Source organism: Falsihalocynthiibacter sp. BN13B15, assembly GCF_041205415.1.
GTDB lineage: Bacteria > Pseudomonadota > Alphaproteobacteria > Rhodobacterales > Rhodobacteraceae > Falsihalocynthiibacter > Falsihalocynthiibacter arcticus.
The window spans coordinates 1-1,257 of the sequence record NZ_JBGFCE010000053.1; the positions used below are offsets into that span (position 1 = coordinate 1).

A 1,257-nucleotide genomic window follows, 5' to 3' on the forward strand; every position below is an offset into this window, starting at 1 on the left:
TGAAGTGGTCCGGCAAATTTGGACAAGGTGCTAAGGTGTATCCAACACAAGAGAATGGATACGAGAATGACGAAACGACGGAACTTTTCAGACAAGTTTAAAGCTTCTGTGGCGCTTGAGGCGCTGCGCGGAGACAAGACGGTTCAGGAGATCGCGGCCAAGCGTCAACTGCACCCCACGCAGGTGAGCACGTGGAAACGGCAGGCGATTGAAGGCATGGCGGGAGTTTTCTCGGACAAGGTAAAAAAGGCTGAGAACAAAGAGGGCGAGATCAAGAACTTGCACGCGAAGATTGGTCAGTTGGCGGTGGAGAACGATTTTTTGTCACAAGGGCTAAAGCGATGAGCCCATTAGAACGCCGCGAGATGATCCGCAAAGAGAATACGGATTTGAGCCTGACGCGCCAATGCACGCTGCTCAAGATCAGTCGGTCATCGATCTATTACACGCCGGTTGGTCTTGACCCCGCGACGCTTGATTTGATGCATGAGATTGACCGGATATTTACGAAGTATCCTTTCTTTGGCAGTCGCCAAATTGCCGCCTATCTTCCCCAATCGGGGTTCCTGGCAGGGCGACATCGTGTACGTCGCCTGATGCGGATTATGGGTTTGCAGGCCATCTACAAGGGCCCAAACACGAGTAAGAAGCATCCACAGCACCGCATTTATCCATACCTGTTGAGAAAACTGGCTATCACGCGGTCCAATCAGGTTTGGTGTAGCGACATCACCTACATCCCAGTCAAAAACGGCTTTCTGTATCTGGTGGCGATCATGGACTGGGCAACCCGAAAAGTGCTGTCCTGGCGGCTCTCAAATACGCTGGATGCCAGCTTCTGTGTTGAGGCGCTGGAGGAGGCTATCTTCAAATACGGCAAGCCAGAGATCATGAACACCGATCAGGGCAGCCAATATACAGGCGCGGGCTGGATCACAACTTTGACTGAAGCCAAAATCAAAATCTCAATGGATGGGCGAGGCCGATATCTGGATAACATCTTCATCGAACGGCTGTGGCGATCCCTGAAACAAGAAGCCATTTATCTGCATGAGATCACCGACGGGTTCCAAGCAGAACGGATAATCGATAACTGGATCGCGTTCTACAACTCAGAGCGACCTCACACCGCCCTTGATAAGCGTACGCCGGACATCGCATACTTCGGACAACTAGAAACACGAAACGCGGCATGAACATAAACCAGGTGCATCTTAGCAAAGCCGTAAACCTGTCCTAAAAAGCAGGACCACTTCA

Annotated in this window: 1 protein-coding gene; it reads left to right on the forward strand. The window is 51.4% G+C overall.

Going from position 1 to position 1,257, the window contains the following annotated elements; genetic code table 11:
• The first annotated feature begins 66 nt into the window (after window positions 1-66).
• A protein-coding gene (locus AB9F26_RS22080) for an IS3 family transposase (protein ID WP_369769108.1) occupies window positions 67-1,196 on the forward strand; the annotation gives its coding sequence in 2 pieces (ribosomal slippage) (window positions 67-340 and window positions 340-1,196; 1,131 coding nt in all).
• Window positions 1,197-1,257 lie beyond the last annotated feature (61 nt).